Here is a 19,860-nt window from a genome sequence, read left to right as displayed (position 1 = left end):
TGCGGCCTCAGATGACGACGTTGACCAGGCGGCCGGGCACGACCACCACCTTCTTGGGCGCCGCGCCCGCGGCCTGTTTGACGAAGGCCTCACTGGCCAGAGCCGCCACCTCTATGGCGGCCTTGTCGGCCCCCGCTGGCACGGTGACACTGCCACGCAGCTTGCCGTTGATCTGCAGCACGAGCTCGATCTCGTCGCGCTGCAGCGCTGCCTCGTCGGCAACCGGCCAGGCGGCGTCCAGCAGCTCGCCAGCGTAGCCAAGCTCACTCCAGAGTGTGTGCGCAATATGCGGCGTGGCCGGGTACAGCCCGCGCAACAGAATGCCGAAACCTTCGGCCAGCGCGGCGTTGTCGCCGGCAGAGCCGTCGCCCTTGAAGTCTTCGAGCGCGTTGAGCATCTTCATCGCACCGGAAACCACGGTGTTGTATTGCATGCGCTGGTAGTCGTAGTCCACCTGCTTGAGCACGGTGTGGATCTCCAGCCGCAGCGCCCTGGCCGCCTTGGACAACGGCTGTGTGGACACGCTGGCCGAGAGTGCACCGAGCCCGCCCAGTGCCGACAGCTTCACACCGAACGCCCACACGCGGCGCAGGAAGCGGTAGCTGCCCTCCACCGCCGCGTCGTTCCACTCCAGCGTGGCCTCGGGGGGCGCGGTGAACATGGTGTACAGACGCGCGGTGTCGGCACCGTATTTCTCGATCAGGTCCTGCGGATCGACGCCGTTGTTCTTCGACTTGGACATCGTGCCCACGCCTTCGTAGTCGATCGGCGTGCCCACGGGCAGCAGGCCATCGCCGCTTGGCGCCGGGTTCTTCAGCTTCGCGCCGACGATCTTGCCGGCGTCGTCGAGCACGTGCTCCACATCGTGCGGCCAGAAATAGTCCTTGCCGCCCTTGGCGGTGCGGCGGCTGTAGATATGGTTGAGCACCATGCCCTGTGTGAGCAGATGCGTGAAGGGCTCATCGACCTTGATCAGGCCGAGGTCGCGCATCACCTTGGTCCAGAAGCGCGCGTACAGCAGGTGCAGGATCGCGTGCTCGATGCCACCGATGTACTGGTCCATCGGCATCCAGTAATCCGCTCCGCCAGCCACCATCTGTTCGTTGTTGGTGGGATCGCAGTAGCGCATGAAATACCAGGACGAGTCCACGAAGGTGTCCATGGTGTCGGTCTCGCGGCGCGCCGGTTTGCCGCACACCGGGCACACCACGCCGGCGTGGAAACCTTCGTGCTTGTGCAGCGGATTGCCCGACCCGTCGGGAATGCAGTCCTGGGGCAGCACCACCGGCAGGTCCTGCTCGGGCACCGGCACGGCACCGTGTTCGGCGCAATGGATGATGGGGATGGGTGTACCCCAGTAGCGCTGGCGGCTCACGCCCCAGTCGCGCAGGCGGAAGGTGGTCTTCTTCTCGCCCATGCCCTTGCCCGCCAGCAGCGTGGCGACCTTGTCCACGGCTTCCTTGTACGTGAGCCCGTCGAGCACACCGGAGTTGACGCAAACACCGTGTTGCTTGTCGCCATACCAGTCCTGCCAGGCTTCGTCGCTGAACTGGCAGGCTTCCTCGGCCGACACCAGCGCCGGGTTGGGAGCGATCACAGGCTGGATCTTCAGGCCGTACTTCTTCGCGAACGCGAAGTCGCGCTCGTCGTGCGCGGGCACGCCCATCACCGCGCCATCGCCGTAGCTCATCAACACGTAGTTGCCCACCCACACGTCCACCTCCATGCCCGTGAGGGGGTGCGTGACGGTCAGGCCGGTGGCCATGCCCTTCTTTTCCTGGGTGGCGAGTTCGGCTTCGGTGGTGCCACCGGTCTTGCACTCCTCGATGAACGCGGCCAGCGCCTTGTTCGTGGCAGCGGCGTGCGCGGCCAGGGGGTGTTCGGGTGCCACGGCGCAGAAGGTCACACCCATGATGGTGTCGGCGCGCGTGGTGAAGACGTACATGCGGCCGCCGCTGATGGGTTCACCTGCGCTGTCCTGGATGGTGTGCGGGAATGCAAAGCGCACCCCTTCACTCTTGCCGATCCAGTTCTCCTGCATCAGCCTCACCTTGTCAGGCCATCCATTGAGCGTGGCCCTGGGGTTGCCGATCTGCACATGGTCGAGCAGCTCGTCGGCGTACGCGGTGATGTTGAGGTAGTAGCCCGGAATCTCGCGCTTCTCGACCACCGCGCCGGTGCGCCAGCCCTTGCCGTCGATCACCTGTTCGTTGGCCAGCACGGTCTGGTCCACCGGGTCCCAGTTCACGACCTGCGTCTTGCGGTAGGCGATGCCTTTCTGCAGCATGCGCAGGAACAGCCACTGGTTCCACTTGTAGTAGCTCGGGTCGCAGGTGGCCACTTCGCGCGACCAGTCGATGGCCAGGCCCATGGCCTGCATCTGCTGCTTCATGTACGCGATGTTCTCGTAGGTCCACTTCGCGGGCGGCACGCCGTTCTTGAGCGCCGCGTTCTCGGCCGGCAGGCCGAACGCATCCCAGCCCATGGGCATGAGCACGTTGTGCCCCTTCATGCGCAGGTGGCGCGCCAGCATGTCGTTGATGGTGTAGTTGCGCACATGGCCCATGTGCAGCTTGCCGCTGGGATAGGGCAGCATCGAGCAGGCATAGAACTTCTGCTTGCCCTCGACCTCGGTCACACGGTAGGCGTCAATGGCGTTCCAGTGGGCGTGCGCGGCGCGCTCGACTTCCTTGTGGGCGTATTTGTCTTGCATGAACCAGGGTCCGGACCAGCCGGGACGGTGAGAAAGGGGGAAGGCGCGCGGCGGCGCAGGGGTTGCGGGATTTTAGGCCTTGGACCGATCCGCAGCCCCGCGCCCTGACATTCAGCGTGCGGGAGCTGGCGGCGGGGCCGCATCGGCCACGAAGCCGATGCGCGCGAGACCCGCGGACTGCGCCATGCCGATCAGCTGTACCACGCGACCATACGGCACGGCGGCATCGGCGCGCAGCTGCAACTCGGTGGCGGGATCGCGTTGTGCGGCCACCCGCAGGCGTTCGCGCAGCGCCTCCTCGGTCAGCGGCTGGTCGTTCCAGTGCAAGCGGCCCTGGGCATCCAGGGCAACGGTGACAAAGGACTCGGCCGCTTGCGGTGCGGTGGACAGTTCGGCGCGCGGTAGCTCCAGCGCGAGCCGGCCGGCCATGAGCGGTGCCGCGATGATGAAGATCACCAGCAACACCAGCATCACGTCCACCAGCGGCGTGACGTTGATGTCGCTCATGGGCCGGTCGCCCTTGGGTCGTTCCAGCCGGCCGAAGCTCACGGGGCCGGTTCCTGCGGATGGCCGAGCAGTTCGCGCAGGTCGCGGGCGAAGCCTTCGAGGTCGGCCTCGATGCGCGCGATCTGGCGGCCCAGCACGTTGTAGGCCAGCACGGCGGGGATGGCCACGGCCAGGCCAGCGGCGGTCATCACCAGCGCCTCGCCCACCGGGCCTGAGACCTGCTCGATGCGGAATGGCCCGTCCAGCCCGATGCCGGTGAGCGCGTGGTAGATGCCCCAGACCGTGCCCAGCAGCCCCACGAAAGGCGCGGTGGAGCCGACGGTGGCCAGCAACACCTGGCCGAACTGGAGGCGGTGCAGCACCCGGTGCAAGGCATCGCGCAGCACACGGGTGAGCTGCTGCGAGCGGTCACCAGCGGCAGCGAGGGTGTGGGGTGCGGCAGCGTCCAGGCTGCGCGCGGCCTGCAGAAGGGGCAGCACGATCTCTCGTGGGTCGAAACGTTGCAGCCGGGCCTGTGCATCGTCGAGGTCGCTGGCCTGCCAGAAGGCGGTCGTGCTCAGACCCAGATCGGCAGCGGCACGGCGCAACAGCCAGATTTTCCAGAGAATCACCACCCAGCTGGACACCGACATGGCCAGCAGCAGCAGGGCCACACCACGGCCCAGCGCATCGGCCTGCGCCAGGGTCTGGAACAGGCCCACCGATACGCTCGCGGTGTCCATGTGAAGGCTCAGGCTCAGCGCAGGCCGAGCACGTCGAACATGTCGTACAGGCCAGCCGGCTTGCCGGCCAGGAAGCGCACCGCGCGCAGGCTACCCTGGGCATAGGTGGCACGGCTGCTGGACTTGTGGGTGATCTCGATGCGCTCGCCGGTTCCCGCGAACAGCACCGTGTGGTCACCCACGATATCGCCGCCGCGGATGGTGGCGAAACCGATAGACGACGGATCACGCTCGCCGGTCACGCCTTCGCGCGCGTAGACCGCGCACTCCTTGAGGTCGCGGCCCAGCGCATCGGCGATCACTTCGCCCATCTTCAGGGCGGTACCGCTGGGCGCGTCCACCTTGTGGCGGTGATGTGCCTCGATGATCTCGATGTCGTAGCCGGTCGCCATGGCCTTGGCCGCCATCTGCAGCAGCTTGAGCGTGACGTTGACACCCACACTCATGTTCGGCGCCATGACGATGGGAATCTGCTTCGCGATACCGGCGATTTCCACTTTCTGCTCGTCGGAGAACCCTGTGGTACCGATGACCACGGCCACGCCATGTTTCGCGCATTCGCGCAGGTGCGCCATGGTGCCTTCCGGCCGGGTGAAGTCGATCAGGAACCGGCTGGCCGACAGGCCCGTGGCCAGATCGGCCGAGATCTTCACGCCACTGACTTGACCCGAGAAACCTGCGGCGTCCTGGCCGATGGCGGGGCTGCTGGTGATGTCGAGCGCACCCGACAGCACACAGTCGCCGCTGTCGCGCACGGCCTCCACCAGCATCTGGCCCATGCGACCGCTGGCACCGGCCACACAGACGCGCAAGGGTGCGTGCGCGGCGCTCAACGCGTGCTCTCCAGCGGCGGGTAGGAGGTGTCGGGTGACGGGGCGGGTGGCGTTGGCTCGGGTGCCAGCGGGGTGTTCTTCTCCTGGAACGCTTTCAGCTGGGCATCGGTCGCCTCCAGCGGCGGCACCTTGCCGAACTTGCGCCGCACATCGAGCGAAGCCACGAACTCCTGCTCGCTGGGCAGTTCATCGCCTTCGAAGCGCGCGAGCTCGTCGCCCTTGAAGAACACAGCCAGCTTGCGCTGCTGCGGCTCCTGGCCCTGGCGACGGAAAGTGAACACGTAGTCCCAGCGGTCCGCATGGAACACGCTGGCCAGCAGCGGCGAGCCGAGGATGTCGCGCACCTCGCCCTTGGACATGCCTGTCTTGAGCGCCTGCACCTGCTCACGCGTGACCACGTTGCCCTGCACGATGTCGATCTTGTAGGGCGTGATGATCGTCGGCACGCGGTTGCTGATGCTGGAGCACGCCGACAGCGCGGCCAGCGCCAGCAAGGCACAGAGCAGGTACACGGGAGGCCGGAACGGCTGCGAGGGACGGGCGCGATGGACGGAGAGGAAATGCATGTGGGCTGACCCTGGGGACGGAACGCTGCGTGCAATACCGGGGGAAATGCTGCAGACGGCGGACGCTGGCGATATGATCCGGTCATTGTAGCCCCGGGGTCCCCTGCCGAAGGTACGGCCGCCCCCGAGGCTGACCATGATGGTCGCGCGAGCCAGCGCCTGTTTCAACCCCTTGCACCAGCCAGCCATGACCAACATTGAAGAACTCAAGAGCACGGGGCTCAAGGCGACCCTGCCCCGACTGAAGATCCTGGAGGTGTTCCAGAACGCCAAGCAGCGGCACATGACGGCCGAAGACGTCTTCCGTGTGCTGCTCGAGGAGCGCTCCGACATTGGCCTGGCCACGGTGTACCGTGTGCTGATGCAGTTCGAACAGGCTGGCCTGCTCACGCGCAGCAACTTCGAATCGGGCAAGTCGGTGTTTGAGCTGAATGAAGGCCAGCATCATGACCACCTGGTGTGCCTGGACTGCGGCCGCGTCGAGGAGTTCTTCGACGCCGAGATCGAAAAGCGCCAGCAGATGGTCGCCAAAACGCGCGGATTCGTGCTCCAGGAACACGCGCTGTCGCTCTACGCGAACTGCAGCAAGTCCGAATGCCCGCACCGGGGCAACGTGCACCGCTCGACCTGATCCGCTACTCCCCGCGCGACATCGCCGCGCGGTGGCGTGAAACGAACTCCTGGTAGGTATCGATCCCGCGCAATTGCAGGATGGTGTTGCGCACAGCCGCCTCCACCAGCACGGCGATGTTGCGCCCCGCCACCACCTGGATCACCGCCTTGCGAACAGGCACGCCCAGCACGTCCTGGAAAAGGGGCTCATGCGGCATGCGCTCGTAATCGCGCTCCATCGTTTCACGGCGCACCAGGTGCACGATGAGCGACAGCCGCATCTTGCGGCGCACAGCGGTCTCGCCAAAGATGGCCTTGATGTCGAGCAGGCCGATACCTCGCACTTCCAGCAGGTTCTGCAACAGTTCAGGACAGCGGCCTTCGATGCTGGTCTGGTTGATGCGGTAGAGATCCACCGCGTCATCGGCCACGAGGCCATGGCCGCGTGAAATGAGCTCCAGGCCGAGCTCGCTCTTGCCGAGGCCGGACTCCCCGGTGATCAGCACGCCCATGCCCAGGATGTCCATGAACACGCCATGCATGGACGAGCGATCGGCGAAATGGCGCGAGAGGTAGGCGCGCAGCACATCGATGACGAAGGCCGCCGACTCCTGGGTGGAGAACATCGGAATCTGCGCCCGCTCGCACATGGCGGTGAGTGCGTCGGGCGCCGTCTGGCCATCGGCCACCACCAGAACCGGCGGCTCAAGGGTGACGATGCGTGCCACCCGGCGCCGATTGTCCTCTTCGCTGGGGCTGGTGAGGTAAGCGACCTCGCGCTCGCCGAACACCTGCACGCGGTAGGGATGGATGTAGTTGAGGTACCCGACCAGATCGGCGCCAGATCGGGCGGCGCGGATGGCCACTTCGTCAAAACGGCGTTCGGAAGCGCCCAGGCCGGCGATCCACTGCCATTTCAGGGCGTCACGATGGTCCTCGAAGAGGACGTCAGCGCTGACGACGGTGGGTTTCATGCAGCGGCGTGCGCCGACTGCCAGGACGTGATGAGCTTGTGCAGATCGGCAGCGCTGCTGGAGGTCTTCATCTGCTCGCGCAGGGCGCTGTCACTCAGCATTTCGGCGATCTCGGACAGGATCTCCAGATGCTTCTGCGTGGCCACTTCAGGCACGAGCAGGAAGATCATGAACTGCACGGGTTGTTCGTCGGGTGCGTCAAAGCCGATGGGGCTGCCGAGCTGGAACACCGCAGCGAGCGGCTGCTTGAGACCCTTGATACGACCATGGGGAATCGCCACACCGTGGCCCAGCCCGGTGGATCCCAGGCGTTCACGGGCAAAGAGGCTGTCGGTGATCAGCGCACGGTTGAGTCCGTGCTCGGTCTCGAACAGCAGGCCTGCCTCTTCGAATGCGCGTTTCTTGCTGGTGGCGTCAACGCCAACCAGCACCTGGACGGCGGGCAATATGGCGGAAAGTCGGTTCATGTGGGCCCTTTCGGACCGCAAATTATGCCGAGTTGGTGTCCCTTGGCTAGAGCGAGAAAACAAAAAAGCCGCTTGACAGAACAAGCGGCTTGCTGCAATGCAACATTCTTCACGCCCCGGGCGGCCGGGGGATCGTGAGATCGATCACATCAATCGTTTGACCGTACCGTGATGATGGTCTTGTGTCTTGTCCTTGTAGCGAAGCACCTGACGGTCGAGCTTGTCGGCCAGTTCGTCCACGGCGGCGTAGAGGTCTGCATGCGCACTTTCGGCAAACAGATCACGCCCCTTGACGTGGACGTTGCATTCGGCCTTTTGTCGCAGGTCTTTCTCTTTGAGGTTGTCCACCGTGAGCAGCACCTTGATGTCGACCACCTGGTCGAAATGCCGGGAGATGCGTTCCAGTTTGGTGGTGACGTAACCGCGCAGTGCGGGGGTGACCTCGAGGTGGTGACCGCTGATCGTCAGGTTCATAGATGAGCCTCCATTTGCTCCGGGTTGACACAAGCCGCCGGTGGCAAGACCCCCGACGGCCACGGGGATGTCTTGAGGCCACTATGCCCATGAATCCCACCCCGCGCAAGCCCGCCCGCGCAGGAAATCAGGGAAAAGGTACCAACGGCCCCGCAGAAAGCACGAATGCAAAAAAGCGCAAGGGCTTGTGTCATGATTTTGCGAAGCCCGAAGGGATGTCCACCTTGTCGCTCGACACGCTGATCACGCACAACACGCTGCTGCCCAAACCACCCGAATACGCCGACACCGACTGCGCGCTGGTGCTCATGGGCGGAGGCGCACGGACCGCCTATCAGGTGGGCGTCCTGAAGGCGGTGGGCGCCATCCTTGCCGAGGCCGCCCGGCCAGGGTCAGGCGTGCCGGCGTTTCCGTTCCAATGGCTCTTCGGCACCTCGGCGGGCGCGCTCAACGCCAGCTACCTGGGCAGCATTGCCACGCAAGGCCTGCCCGCGCTCTCCCAACTCGCCACCTTCTGGAGCGGCCTGCGCTCGGAGCGCGTGTACCGGCTGGAAGCGCCCGGCTGGGTGCGGGCGAACCGCGTCGTGGCCGGCCTCACGCTGGCACGCCAGGTGCGTCGCCACCGTGCACTGCTCGACACGCTGCCGCTGGTGGACACGTTGCACCGTGCAATCGATCTGCAGAGCCTGGAAAAGGCGCTCAACCAGCGGTTGATCCACGTGCTGGGCGTCACGGCCTCCAGCTATTCCAGCGGCGAACACTGGACGTTCTGCCAGACCCGCCAGGACCACCCGATACAGCCCTGGCACCGCCCGGGGCGTCGCTCGGAGTTCCAGCCCATCACCATCGAGCACCTGATGGCCTCCAGCGCCATTCCCTTCCTCTTCCCTGCTGTGCCACTGTGGGTGGATGGGCACAAGGAGCATTTTGGCGACGGCTCAATGCGCCAGCTCTCGCCGCTGTCTCCCGCCATCCAGTTCGGCGCGCGGCGCATACTGGTGATCGGGGTCGGACAGCCCCAGCGCGCGGGCATGGCAACGCGTGTCGGGGAAGAGCCCACGGCGGGCACGATCGCAGGCCACGCCATGGCGAGCGTTTTCCACGACACGCTCCAGGCCGATGTGGAGCAGACCCAGCGGGTCAGCCAGACGCTGGCGCGGCTCCCCCCGGGGCTTGCAGCCGCGCTGCCGTACCGGCCGGTACAGGTCCTGGCGATCCAGCCCAGCTTTTCGCTGGACGAGCTCGCGAGCAAGCACATCCGCGAGTTGCCGGCACCCACGCGCAACACGCTGGCCGGCCTGGGCGCACTCGACACCCGCCGCGGTGCGGCAGGCAGTGCCGCCGCCCTGGCCAGCTACCTGCTGTTCGAGCCCGGGTTCGTGAACGCACTCATCGAGCTGGGTGAACACGATGCCTGGCGGCGAAAGGCGGAACTGACGCGCTTTTTTGCCGCATCCAGCACGGTCGAGCCCGGTGCTGCGGTGCCATAATTCCTCCATTCACACACGGAGAGACACATGGAAAGCACACCCCCCAGTTGTGTGCTTTCAGCCATCCCCGCAACCGTCTGAGTGCCGCCCCCTGGTGGCTTTGGGTCAGGCGGACGGCCGGCTGAAAGCAGCACCCCGAACCGCCCCCGAGGCCCGTCACGCGGCCTCGCCCCTTTGCCAGACAGCACAAAATCGCCGGGAGCGCCGTCATGCTCAACGTATTCACCCTGGCCAATGGCCGCCTGTTCCAGGAAGAAATCGAGTCGCTCGAAGAGCTGGCGCGGTTCAAGCCGATCTGGGTCGACCTGGAGGACCCGACCCCCGAAGAACGCCGCTGGGTCAAGCAGCATTTCGGTCTCTCGATTCCCGAAGACGCGATGGACGAGGACATCGAGGAATCGGCTCGGTTCTTCGAGGAGGACAACGGCGAACTGCATGTGCGTTCGGACTTCCTGATCGATGACGATGAAGACCCGCGCGCGGTGCGTGTGGCCTTCATCCTCAACGAGCACAACGACACGCTCAAGAGCCAGGGCGTGCTGTTCTCCATCCACGACGAGGACGTGCCAGTGTTCCGGCTGCTGCGCATGCGTGCGCGGCGCATGCCAGGCCTGATCGAGGATGCCAAGGACGTGCTGCTGATGCTGTTCGACGCCGACGCCGAGTACTGCGCCGACACGCTGGAGGACATCTATGACGAGATCGAGGAAGTCAGCAAGAAGGTGCTCAACAGCAATGCCTCGGACGATCTGCTGAGCGAAGCGCTGTCAGCGATCGCCCGCCATGAGGACATGTCGGGCCGCATTCGCCGCAACCTCATGGACACCCGCCGCGCGGTGAGTTTCATGATGCGAAGCCGTCTGCTCAGCGCCGAGCAGTTCGAGGACGCGCGCCAGATCCTGCGCGACCTGGACTCGCTCGATGGCCACACCGCGTTCCTGTTCGACAAGATCAACTTCCTGATGGACGCCACGGTCGGCTTCATCAACATCAACCAGAACAAGATCATCAAGATCTTCTCGGTGGCCAGCGTCTCTCTGCTGCCTCCGACGCTGGTGGCCAGCAGCTACGGGATGAACTTCCAGTTCATGCCCGAACTGAACTGGCACTTCGGCTACCCGTTTGCGATCGCGCTGATGGTGCTGTCGGCCGTCGTGCCCATGCTGTACTTCCGCAAACGCGGCTGGCTCAGATAGCCCCCCGCGCCGGCCCGATGCTCGGGCCATCAACCCCTAAAGAGGGCAATGCCTGCAGACCGGCGGAGCCGGATCCGCGGCATTCTGCCCCGGATCCCTTCTCTCGCAGCAGGGTTTCGATGATCGCGGCACTGTAACGGCTCGCTACTTCGCGCAGGAAGCGCGGGAAGTCGACGTGGGCGTCGTCGTCGGCGCGGTCGGAGATGGTGCGCACCACGGCCAGGGGCACGCCGTAGTCGTGACAGACCTGGGCAAAGGCCGCGCCTTCCATCTCCACCGCGAGCGCGTCGGGTAGCGCCTGGCGCAGGGCCTGGCTTTCGGCCGTGGTGGAGACGAAACGGTCACCGCTGATCAGCAGACCCTGGTGGCATCGCGGCTTGTCCATGCCGAAGGCCTGCAACACGCCCGCGCCCAGTTGCGCGGGGAGCATCTGCACGACCTGCTCGCTCGCTCGCCCGAGCCGCGCGGTCAGATCGGCATCGGCTTCAAAGGTTGACCGACCGTAGCCCGGCACCTCATGGCGCGGAAAGATGGGCGAGGCATCCATGTCGTGCTGCAGGAAACGCCCGGCGACCACCACATCGCCCACGCGCACACCGGGTGCGAGGCCACCGGCCACGCCGGTGAAGACGATGCGCCGCACACCGAAGCGCTCGATCAGGGCGGTTGCGGTGGTGGCAGCAGCCACCTTGCCAATGCCCGAGAGCACCGCAACCACGTCGTGCCCGTGCAGGTGTCCGCACCACAAGCTGCGTCCGCCCACGAGCTGCTGTTGTTCGTCGGGCATGAGGTCGAGCACGGCAGCAAGTTCTTCGTGCAGGGCGCTGACGATGGCGGTGGTGGTCAAGAAGCGGCTCCCCGGGACAGGCAAAAGAAAAGGCGGCCGAAGCCGCCTTGCATTGTGGCGCAGTGCGCGCTACTTCTTGTCGCGCAGCTCTCGCCGCAGAATCTTGCCCACCGGCGTCTTCGGCAGTTCGGTGCGGAACTCCACCACCTTGGGTTGCTTGTAGCCGGTGAGGTTGGTCTTGCAGTACTCGCGCACCTGCGCCTCGCTGAGGCTCTCATCCTTCTTGACGATCACGAGCTTGACGGCCTCGCCCGACTTTTCGTCCGGCACACCAACCACCGCGCACTCCATCACACCGGGCAGCAGGGCCACGACATCTTCGACTTCGTTCGGATACACGTTGAAGCCGCTGACCAGCACCATGTCCTTCTTGCGGTCGACGATCTTGAAGTAACCGCGCTCGTCCATGATGCCCACGTCGCCACTCTTGAAGAAACCATCGGGGGTCATGACCTTGGCGGTTTCGTCGGGGCGCTGCCAGTAGCCGGCCATGACCTGCGGACCCTTGATCGCGATCTCGCCGGGCTGTCCCACGGGCACTTCGTTGCCGTCGTCATCCAGGCACTTCATCCAAGTGTTGGGCAGTGGAACACCGATCGTGCCGCTGTATTCGGTGCTGGTGGTCGGATTGCAGCTGGCCGACGGGCTGGTCTCGCTCAGGCCATAACCCTCGCAGATGGGGCAGCCGGTCTTCTCGAGCCAGAGCTTGGCCACGGCGCTTTGCACCGCCATGCCGCCCCCCACCGAGACCTTGAGATTGCTCCAGTCGACGGTGTTGAAGTCGGGGTGGTTCGCCAGGCCGTTGAAAAGCGTGTTCACCGCCGGGAAGCTGTGGAAGGTGTGCTTGCTCAGCTCCTTGAGCACAGCCGGCAGGTCGCGCGGGTTGGGGATGAGGATGGTCTTGCCGCCCGTGCGCATGGCCAGCATCATGTTCACGGTGAACGCGAAGATGTGGTACAGCGGCAGCGCGCACACGCTGGTGGGCTGCTCGCCCGCAGGCACCTTCTTCATGACCGGGTCGTTCCAGGCCTCGGACTGCAGCACATTGGCGATCACATTGCGGTGCTGCAGCACCGCACCCTTGCTCACACCGGTGGTGCCGCCGGTGTACTGCAGCACCGCCATGTCGTCGGGCTTGATCTCGGGCCGCTTGAGCGTACCGCGCGTGCCCTTGGCGATCGCGTCGTTGAAACGCACGGCCTGCGGCAGGCTGTAGGCGGGCACCATCTTCTTGACGTTGCGCACCACGTAGTTGACCAGCGCACCCTTGAGCAGGCCGAGCAGATCGCCCATGGCGGCAAGCACCACATGTTTCGTGGGCGTGTTGGCGATGCACTGCTGCAGCGTGTGCGCAAAGTTCTCGATGATCACGATGGCCTTGGCACCCGAGTCTTTCAACTGATGCTCGAGTTCGCGCGGCGTGTACAAGGGATTCACGTTGACCACCACGAAACCCGCGCGCAGGATGCCTGCCACGGCCACCGGGTACTGGGGCACATTCGGCATCATGATCGCCACCCGGTCACCCTTGACGAGACCCAACCCCTGCAGGTAGGCCGCGAAGGCCTGCGAGAGGCTGTCGGTCTGCGCGAAGCTGACGTCCTTGCCCATGAAGCTGTAGGCGGTACGACCAGCATGCTTCTTGAAGCTTTCCTCCATCAGGTGCACCAGGGAGGGGTACTGCGCCACGTCGATATCCGCGGGCACACCGGCAGGGTAGGCACCCAGCCAGGGGCGGTTGGCCGTCGGTTCGGTCATTCGGGATCTCCTCGTTCTTGGGAAAACTACAACCGCGCATTGTGTGTGGGAAGCCAGGACCGGGGCCTCGTGTTTTTCCCTTACGCAGTTCTGACAGGCTACTTGAAAACCCGCCGCGAGCCACGAGTCTGCTACAAAAACCAGAGGGCCGGTGTCACCACCGGCCCTCTGCATGCGCCATCGAAAAATAGACGCTTTTGGGTTACTCGATGGCCTTGGTCATGTCCTCGACGACCTTCTTCGCGTCGCCAAAGACCATCATGGTCTTGTCCATGTAGAAGAGTTCGTTGTCCAGGCCCGCGTAGCCAGCGGCCATGGAGCGCTTGTTCACGATGATGGTCTTGGCTTTGTAGGCCTCCAGGATCGGCATGCCATAGATCGCACTGCCCTTCTGCAGCGCGGCCGGGTTCACCACGTCGTTGGCCCCCAGGATGATGGCCACGTCCGCCTGGCCGAATTCGCCGTTGATGTCCTCCATCTCGAACACCTGGTCGTACGGCACCTCGGCCTCGGCCAGCAGCACGTTCATATGGCCGGGCATGCGGCCGGCCACCGGGTGGATCGCGTACTTCACGTTGATCCCCTTTTCGGTCAGCTTGTGGGCCAGCTCTTTCACCGCGTGCTGCGCGCGCGCCACCGCCAGGCCGTAGCCGGGCACGATCACCACGGTTTCCGCGTTGCCCAGGATGAAGGCCGCGTCGTCGGCGCTGCCACTCTTGGCGGTGCGCTGCACACCGCCTCCCGCAGCAGCTGCGGCGGCGTCGCCACCGAAGCCGCCCAGGATCACGTTGAAGAACGAGCGGTTCATCGCCTTGCACATGATGTAGCTCAGGATCGCACCCGAGGAACCCACCAGCGAGCCCGCGATGATCAGCATCGAGTTGTTCAGGCTGAAGCCGATGCCCGCCGCCGCCCAGCCCGAGTAGCTGTTGAGCATGGACACCACCACCGGCATGTCGGCACCGCCGATGGGGATGATGATCAGCACGCCCAGGATGAAGCCCAGCGCGATCACCAGCACGATGTCGATCCAGCTCTGCGAGTGCCAGAAGCCGAAGATGAAGAAGGCCGTGGCCAGGCCCAGCGCCAGGTTGAGCTTGTGCTGGCCCGGGAACGTGACCGGCGCGCCCTGGAACAGGCGGAACTTGTACTTGCCCGAGAGCTTGCCGAAGGCGATGACCGAGCCCGAGAAGGTGACCGCGCCGATGAAGGCGCCGAGTGCCAGCTCGATGCGGTTGCCACCCGGGATCGGGTCGCCCTTGGCGGTGATGGCGAAGGCCCAGGGTTCGGCCACCACGGCCACCGCGATGCAGACCGCGGCCAGGCCGATCATGCTATGCATGAAGGCGACCAGCTCGGGCATCTTGGTCATCTCGACCCGGTTGGCCATGAGGGCGCCGATGGCGCCACCGACCACCAGGCCGCCCAGCACCCAGACCATGCCCTGCGCCTTGCCACCGGAGAGTTCGACGATCAGCGCGGCCGTGGTCAGCACGGCGATGGCCATGCCGGTCATGCCGAAGATGTTGCCCCGGATGGAAGTGGTGGGATGGCTCAGGCCCTTCAGGGCCTGGATGAAGCAGACGCTGGCGACCAGGTACAGCAGCGTGACGACATTCATGCTCATTTGTGCGCTCCCTCGGTGGCAACGGGTGCCTTGCGCTCCTTCTTCTTGAACATCTCCAGCATGCGCCGGGTGACCAGGAAGCCACCGAAGACGTTGACCGCGGCCAGGGCCACGGCAATCACGCCCATGACTTTGCCCAGGTTGGTCTCGGTCAGCGCGGCCGCGAGCATCGCGCCCACGATCACGATGGCCGAGATCGCGTTGGTCACGGCCATCAGCGGCGTGTGCAGCGCAGGCGTGACGTTCCACACCACGTGGTAGCCCACATAGATGGCCAGCACGAAGATGATGAGGTTGAGGATGGTTGGGGATACGGCTTCCATGAGGGTCTCCTCGCTTCAGGTTTTCTTGATCTCGTTGATGCGGTTGCCCTCACCGAGCAACACGACACGCGGCTTCCACTGCGGCACGACCGCGTCGTCCACCGGGGAGTATGTGCAGATGATCAGCAGGTCACCCACGTGCGCCTTGCGGGCGGCGGCGCCATTGAGCGAAATCGCACCCGAGCCGCGCGCGGCCTTGATGATGTAGGTGGAAAAACGCTCGCCGTTGTTGACGTTGTAGAGCTCGATCTTTTCGTACTCGCGCATGTCGGCCGCATCGAGCAGGTCCTCGTCGATGCCGCAGGATCCTTCGTAGTGCAGGTCGGCTTCCGTCACGGTCGCGCGGTGCAGTTTCGCGCGCAGCATCACACGGCTCATTTGCGCTTGACCTCACCGCCTTGCGCCATGAGGCATGCGGCGACGATGTCGTCGTCCATCGGCACCTGCACCGCAGTGGCGTCCTTGGGCAGCACGAGCTTGAGGAAGTCGAGCACGTTGCGCGCGTACAGCGCCGAGGCGTCAGCACCCACCAGCGCAGCGAGGTTGGTCTCGCCGACCAGCGTCACACCGTGCTTGACCACCGTCTTGTCCGCCTCCGTCAGCGGGCAGTTGCCGCCGATGCTGCCATCGGGGTTGGGAGCTCCCTTGCCGGCGGCGATGTCCACGATCACACTGCCGGGCTTCATGGACTTGACCATGTCTTCCGTGATGAGCACCGGCGCGGCGCGGCCCGGAATGAGTGCGGTGGAGATGACCACATCGGCCTGCGCCACGCGCTTGGCCACCTCGGCCTTCTGGCGTTCGAGCCAGGACGGCGGCATCGGACGGGCGTAGCCGCCCACGCCTTCGGCCGCTTCCTTCTCTTCGGCGGTTTCGTAAGGCACGTCGATGAACTTGCCGCCCAGCGACTCCACCTGCTCCTTCACGCTCGGCCGCACATCGGAGGCCTCGATCACCGCGCCCAGGCGCTTGGCCGTGGCGATGGCCTGCAGCCCGGCCACGCCCACGCCGAGGATGACGACGCGCGCGGCCTTCACGGTGCCCGCTGCCGTCATGAGCATGGGGAAGAAACGCTGGTAGTGGTGGGCGGCCACCATCACGGCCTTGTAGCCGGCGATGTTGGCCTGCGAGGACAAGACGTCCATGCTCTGCGCACGCGTGGTGCGTGGGGCGGCCTCCAGCGCAAATGCCGTGAGGCCCGCAGCCGCCAGACGTTGCAGGCCGGCCGCGTCGAAGGGGTTGAGCATGCCCACCAGCGTCGCACCCGGTTTCATCAGCGCGAGTTCGTTGTCGAACGGCGAACGCACCTTGAGCACCAGGTCTGCGCCCAGCGCACCCGCCGCGTCGGTGATCTCGGCGCCCACCGCGGTGTAGGCCGCATCGGGTGCACTGGCAGCCATACCGGCGCCCGACTGCACGCGCACCGTGTGGCCTTGCGCCACGTATTTCTTCGCCGTCTCCGGCGTCACGGCCACTCGGGTTTCGCCCACTGCGGTCTCAGCGGGTACGCCTATCAGCATGAATGTCTCCTCATTCCCAGGTTGAATGAACCTCGGCGAGCTTACCTGAAAGACGCTGCGCAGCCCATGGGGCGCGGCCCACCGGCCGATAATGCGACCCATGGACAACCGATGGAAACCCAGCGTCACCGTGGCCGCCGTCATCGAGCGCGAGGGGCGCTTCCTGCTGGTGGAAGAACACACCGCGGAAGGATTGCGCCTGAACAACCCGGCGGGCCATCTCGACCCCGGCGAAGGCCCGCATGAGGCCGTGGTGCGCGAAACGCTGGAGGAAACCACCCACAGGTTCCGGCCCACCGCCTTGGTGGGCGTCTATCTCTCCCGCTTCCAGCGTCCGCGTCGCGATGGCCAGCCCGACAACGACATCACCTACCTGCGGTTCGCCTACACCGGTGAGCTCGGCGAAGTGGTGCCCGGCCGGACACTGGACACGGGCATCGTTCGAACGTTGTGGATGACACCTGACGAGATCCGGGCCAGCGCCTCCCGCCTTCGCAGCCCGCTGGTGTTGCGCTGCATGGAAGACCACCTGGCCGGCCAGCGGCATCCGCTGTCACTGGTATTCACCGACCCATCGGTCGGCAACGGCACCCACTGACGCCTGTCACCCCCGGCGGTACAGCTCTCGCGTACGGCTTCGCATACAGTGGATGCCCATCGCCAGGGCCTTGCATCCATGACGCCATCTCCAGACACCGGCACCGCGCGCAGCGTGCTGCCTGCCAACGACGCCCTCCGCGCCGAACTGCACAACGAGGTACATGCCCGCCCTTCGGCGCGCATCCGCCTGCCCGCGCTGGTGGTGTTTGTCGCCGTGCTCAACGATGGGGTGAGCCGCGAACAGGAATGCGAGCACCTGCGGCGGCTGCCCGGGCAAGAGGCACTCCCGCTGGAGCAACTGCGCGGCAACTTTCTTCGCCTGCGCTTCGAGGCGTACACCCTGAAGTGGGAGCGCCACACCGAGTTCACGCGCTACTCCATCGTGCAACCCCTGCCCGAACACGCGGGGCTGGGCGCCGTCGAGCCCGATCTGCTCGACGCACTGGCGACGCCGCCCGACTGGCTGGGGGATATACCGGGCCGCACCATCGCGGCCCTGCAACTCGTGATGCTGCATGCCGAACTGCCCGAGCAGACACCCCAGGCACAAGCCGCGCTGATGGCACCGGCGCAGCGCTGGTTCGGGGGCCGCACCGTGGTGGCCTCGCAACTGGGTGGCGGACATTCATGGGCGCTGACCGACTTCCATTTGCAGCCTTCCGGCTTCGAGCGCGTGCTGGTGATCGCACCGCCCGGCACCAGCGAAACGCGTGCCGGACGCATCTCGCAGCGTCTGCTGGAACTGGAAACCTATCGACTGATGGCACTGCGGGGGCTGCCTGTGGCGAAAGCGCTTGGCCCCACGCTCGGCCAGGCGGAGACCCAACTCGCGCATATCACCGCGCAACTGGAGAACAAGTCGACATCGGAACAAGACCTGCTGGACCAGCTGGTTTCGCTGGCCGCGCGTGTGGAACGCGCCACGGCCGAACACAGTTACCGCTTTGCGGCCACGCGCGCCTACGATGCACTTGTCGCACAACGGATCACCGAGTTGCGCGAGCGCCCGATTCCGGGCACGCAGACCATCGGCGAGTTCATGCAGCGGCGCCTGTCGCCGGCCATGGCCACGGTTGCGGCGAGCGCGCAGCGCCTCACGTCCCTCTCCGAGCGTGTGGCCCGCACCAGCGCGTTGCTGCGCACACGGGTGGACATCGTGACGGAAGCGCAGAACCAGCAACTGCTGGAGAAACTCACACGCGGCCAGGAACTGCAGCTGCACCTGCAGACCACGGTGGAAGGCCTGTCGATCGCGGCCATTTCGTACTACGTCATCAGCCTGTTGCTGTACCTGGCCAAGGGCGCCAAGGCGGCTGGCCTGCCGATCCATCCGGAGATCGCGGCGGGTGCACTGATCCCGCTGGTGCTGTGGGCCGTGTGGCGCACCACCCGGCGCATCCACGCCAGGCTTGGCGCCACCGTCAAGCCTTAGGCGGACACAGGCTGCGCGACAGAGGGCTGCGCACCGACTGACGCTGCGTCGGTCGTGATCACGCCGCCACCCAGGCACACGTCGCCGTCGTACAGCACCGCGCTCTGGCCGGGGGTCACGGCCCACTGCGGATCGGTGAAGTCCAGAGCGAAACCAGCCTCACCTTCCGACGTGAAGCGGCAAGCCGCGTCGGCTTGCCGGTAGCGCGTCTTCGCCGCCAGCAGCGCAGCAGCGGGCGCTTGGCCAGACACCCAGCTGGCATCCTGGGCGCGCAGGCGCGGCGTGAGCAGCCAGGGGTGGTCGTGGCCCTGCACCACCCACAGCGTGTTCTTCTCGACGTCCTTGCGTGCCACAAACCAGGGCGCGTGCTCATTGCCGCCCTTCTGCGCGCCCTTTTCACGCACGCCACCAATGCCCAGGCCCTGGCGCTGCCCCAGGGTGTAGAAGCTCAGGCCCACGTGCTGGCCGAGTACACGGCCTTTGTGGTCCTTGATGGGGCCGGGCTCCCTGGCGATGTACCGGTTGAGGAAGTCGCGAAACGGCCGTTCGCCGATGAAGCAGATGCCGGTGCTGTCCTTCTTCTTCGCATTGGGCAGGGCAATCTCTGCCGCGATGCGGCGCACCTCGGTCTTGGGCAGCTCGCCCACCGGAAACAGCGTTTTCGAGAGCTGCGCCTGGTTCAGGCGGTGCAGGAAGTAGCTCTGGTCCTTCAACGGGTCGCAGCCCTTGAGCAGCTCAAACACGCCGTTGCGCTCCCGCACGCGGGCGTAGTGGCCGGTGGCGATCTTCTCCGCACCCAGCCGCATGGCGTGGTCCAGGAAGGCCTTGAACTTGATCTCGGCGTTGCAAAGGATGTCGGGGTTCGGTGTGCGGCCGGCCTGGTACTCGCGCAGGAATTCGGCGAACACGCGGTCCTTGTATTCGGCCGCGAAGTTCACGTGCTCGATGTCGATGCCCAGCACATCGGCCACACTGGCGGCGTCCAGGAAATCCTGCCGCGTCGAACAGTATTCGCTGTCGTCGTCGTCTTCCCAGTTCTTCATGAAGATGCCGATGACTTCGTGGCCCTGCTGCTTGAGCAGGTACGCGCTCACCGCGGAGTCCACCCCCCCGCTCAACCCGACCACCACGCGCTGTTTGCTTGCCATCGGGCGATTATCCCAGCGCGGCCATCCCCCGCGCACCATGGGGTGACTGGA

Annotated in this window: 20 protein-coding genes; 5 read left to right on the top strand and 15 right to left on the bottom strand. The window is 65.4% G+C overall.

Annotation, left to right across the window (positions count from 1 at the left end):
- Positions 1-7 precede the first annotated feature (7 nt).
- The 5 genes from leuS to J2X09_RS15260 all read right to left on the bottom strand — a co-directional run bounded on the left by leuS (position 8) and on the right by J2X09_RS15260 (position 5,341).
- A complete protein-coding gene (gene leuS, locus J2X09_RS15280; protein ID WP_204734250.1) occupies positions 8-2,713 on the bottom strand; it encodes a leucine--tRNA ligase in 2,706 nt (901 codons plus the stop codon).
- Between the two features lie 111 nt (positions 2,714-2,824).
- Entirely contained in the window at positions 2,825-3,262 is a 438-nt protein-coding gene (locus J2X09_RS15275; RefSeq protein ID WP_204734249.1) for an ExbD/TolR family protein, read from the bottom strand.
- Positions 3,259-3,942: a MotA/TolQ/ExbB proton channel family protein gene (locus J2X09_RS15270; protein ID WP_204734248.1), complete on the bottom strand. Its 684-nt coding sequence runs from the start codon at positions 3,940-3,942 to the stop codon at positions 3,259-3,261. Before J2X09_RS15270 ends, J2X09_RS15275 begins: the two co-directional genes overlap by 4 nt.
- A gap of 14 nt (positions 3,943-3,956) precedes the next feature.
- Positions 3,957-4,775 (bottom strand): 4-hydroxy-tetrahydrodipicolinate reductase, encoded by an 819-nt coding sequence (gene dapB / locus J2X09_RS15265; protein WP_310308693.1) that lies wholly within the window; start codon positions 4,773-4,775, stop codon positions 3,957-3,959.
- Positions 4,772-5,341, bottom strand: coding sequence for an outer membrane protein assembly factor BamE (locus tag J2X09_RS15260; RefSeq protein WP_204734247.1), 570 nt, complete (start codon positions 5,339-5,341; stop codon positions 4,772-4,774). The genes dapB and J2X09_RS15260 overlap by 4 nt, the downstream gene beginning before the upstream one ends.
- A gap of 187 nt (positions 5,342-5,528) precedes the next feature.
- Between J2X09_RS15260 and fur the strand changes: the two genes are divergently transcribed.
- On the top strand, positions 5,529-5,972 hold the full coding sequence (gene fur, locus J2X09_RS15255; protein ID WP_204734246.1) for a ferric iron uptake transcriptional regulator: 444 nt from the start codon (positions 5,529-5,531) through the stop codon (positions 5,970-5,972).
- Between the two features lie 4 nt (positions 5,973-5,976).
- Here the strand turns inward: fur and hprK are convergent, their stop codons facing one another.
- The 3 genes from hprK to hpf all read right to left on the bottom strand — a co-directional run bounded on the left by hprK (position 5,977) and on the right by hpf (position 7,868).
- Complete coding sequence (gene hprK / locus J2X09_RS15250) at positions 5,977-6,927, bottom strand: HPr(Ser) kinase/phosphatase (RefSeq protein ID WP_204734245.1); 951 nt, start codon at positions 6,925-6,927, stop codon at positions 5,977-5,979.
- Positions 6,924-7,394, bottom strand: coding sequence for a PTS sugar transporter subunit IIA (locus J2X09_RS15245; protein ID WP_204734244.1), 471 nt, complete (start codon positions 7,392-7,394; stop codon positions 6,924-6,926). The genes hprK and J2X09_RS15245 overlap by 4 nt, the downstream gene beginning before the upstream one ends.
- 144 nt (positions 7,395-7,538) lie before the next feature.
- Positions 7,539-7,868 carry a ribosome hibernation-promoting factor, HPF/YfiA family gene (gene hpf / locus J2X09_RS15240; RefSeq protein WP_204734243.1) on the bottom strand — a complete coding sequence of 110 codons (330 nt, stop codon included), beginning with the start codon at positions 7,866-7,868 and terminating at the stop codon, positions 7,539-7,541.
- Positions 7,869-8,083: 215 nt separating this feature from the next.
- On the opposite strand from hpf, the gene J2X09_RS15235 reads away from it, so the two are divergent.
- Together J2X09_RS15235 and corA are read left to right on the top strand one after the other, a co-directional pair.
- A complete protein-coding gene (locus J2X09_RS15235) occupies positions 8,084-9,358 on the top strand; it encodes a patatin-like phospholipase family protein (protein ID WP_310308688.1) in 1,275 nt (424 codons plus the stop codon).
- Positions 9,359-9,567: 209 nt separating this feature from the next.
- Positions 9,568-10,554, top strand: coding sequence for a magnesium/cobalt transporter CorA (corA, locus tag J2X09_RS15230; protein WP_204734242.1), 987 nt, complete (start codon positions 9,568-9,570; stop codon positions 10,552-10,554).
- On the opposite strand, the gene J2X09_RS15225 is transcribed toward corA, so the two are convergent.
- The 6 genes from J2X09_RS15225 to J2X09_RS15200 all read right to left on the bottom strand — a co-directional run bounded on the left by J2X09_RS15225 (position 10,547) and on the right by J2X09_RS15200 (position 16,629).
- The gene (locus J2X09_RS15225; protein WP_374726510.1) at positions 10,547-11,341 is read right to left on the bottom strand and encodes a 5'-methylthioadenosine/adenosylhomocysteine nucleosidase; all 795 of its coding nucleotides are present in this window, start codon (positions 11,339-11,341) and stop codon (positions 10,547-10,549) included. The two genes, corA and J2X09_RS15225, sit on opposite strands and share 8 nt — an antisense overlap.
- Before the next feature lie 129 nt (positions 11,342-11,470).
- Positions 11,471-13,159, bottom strand: a complete 1,689-nt coding sequence (locus J2X09_RS15220) for a long-chain-fatty-acid--CoA ligase (protein ID WP_204734240.1) — start codon at positions 13,157-13,159, stop codon at positions 11,471-11,473.
- A gap of 202 nt (positions 13,160-13,361) precedes the next feature.
- Positions 13,362-14,786 carry an NAD(P)(+) transhydrogenase (Re/Si-specific) subunit beta gene (locus tag J2X09_RS15215; protein ID WP_204734239.1) on the bottom strand — a complete coding sequence of 475 codons (1,425 nt, stop codon included), beginning with the start codon at positions 14,784-14,786 and terminating at the stop codon, positions 13,362-13,364.
- Positions 14,783-15,109, bottom strand: a complete 327-nt coding sequence (locus J2X09_RS15210; RefSeq protein ID WP_204734238.1) for an NAD(P) transhydrogenase subunit alpha part 2 — start codon at positions 15,107-15,109, stop codon at positions 14,783-14,785. The genes J2X09_RS15215 and J2X09_RS15210 overlap by 4 nt, the downstream gene beginning before the upstream one ends.
- A gap of 15 nt (positions 15,110-15,124) precedes the next feature.
- Complete coding sequence (panD, locus tag J2X09_RS15205) at positions 15,125-15,487, bottom strand: aspartate 1-decarboxylase (protein ID WP_204734237.1); 363 nt, start codon at positions 15,485-15,487, stop codon at positions 15,125-15,127.
- Positions 15,484-16,629, bottom strand: coding sequence for a Re/Si-specific NAD(P)(+) transhydrogenase subunit alpha (locus tag J2X09_RS15200; RefSeq protein ID WP_204734236.1), 1,146 nt, complete (start codon positions 16,627-16,629; stop codon positions 15,484-15,486). Before J2X09_RS15200 ends, panD begins: the two co-directional genes overlap by 4 nt.
- Before the next feature lie 100 nt (positions 16,630-16,729).
- On the opposite strand from J2X09_RS15200, the gene J2X09_RS15195 reads away from it, so the two are divergent.
- Positions 16,730-17,227: an NUDIX hydrolase gene (locus tag J2X09_RS15195; protein WP_204734235.1), complete on the top strand. Its 498-nt coding sequence runs from the start codon at positions 16,730-16,732 to the stop codon at positions 17,225-17,227.
- Positions 17,228-17,305: 78 nt separating this feature from the next.
- On the top strand, positions 17,306-18,661 hold the full coding sequence (locus tag J2X09_RS15190) for a DUF3422 family protein (protein ID WP_204734234.1): 1,356 nt from the start codon (positions 17,306-17,308) through the stop codon (positions 18,659-18,661).
- Here the strand turns inward: J2X09_RS15190 and mnmA are convergent.
- Positions 18,658-19,809: a tRNA 2-thiouridine(34) synthase MnmA gene (gene mnmA, locus J2X09_RS15185; protein WP_204734233.1), complete on the bottom strand. Its 1,152-nt coding sequence runs from the start codon at positions 19,807-19,809 to the stop codon at positions 18,658-18,660. The genes J2X09_RS15190 and mnmA overlap by 4 nt on opposite strands.
- Between the last annotated feature and the right edge of the window lie 51 nt (positions 19,810-19,860).

This window comes from Hydrogenophaga laconesensis, from assembly GCF_031457235.1.
Taxonomy (GTDB): Bacteria; Pseudomonadota; Gammaproteobacteria; order Burkholderiales; family Burkholderiaceae_C; genus Hydrogenophaga; species Hydrogenophaga laconesensis.
This window is presented reverse-complemented; position numbering and strand designations above follow the sequence as displayed.